This is a genomic window from Streptomyces flavovariabilis (genome assembly GCF_000725785.1).
In the GTDB taxonomy this organism is placed as follows: Bacteria; Actinomycetota; Actinomycetes; order Streptomycetales; family Streptomycetaceae; genus Streptomyces; species Streptomyces hawaiiensis.
Genome location: NZ_JNXD01000140.1, coordinates 1 through 202 on the forward strand (window position 1 = coordinate 1; position 202 = coordinate 202).

General features: G+C 71.3%; 1 protein-coding gene. It reads left to right on the forward strand.

The features are described from left to right. Positions 1 to 202, forward strand: a 202-nt coding sequence (locus IO24_RS41885) for a hypothetical protein (protein ID WP_037670226.1), incomplete at both ends; no start/stop codon positions are given.

The window sequence follows — 202 nt, forward strand, 5'->3', positions numbered from 1 at the left end:
TGTGGAGCAGGCCGTGGTCCGGGCCCGGCTGGCCGGGCGACTGCCGGAGTACATGGTGCCCTCGGCCGTGGTGGTCGTGGAGGCTTTGCCTGTGATGCCTAGCGGGAAGCTGGACCGTAAGGCGCTGCCCGCGCCGGACTACAGCGGTTCCTCCGTTGCGTCGGGGGCCCCGCGTGATGCGCGTCAGGAGATTCTGGCGGGG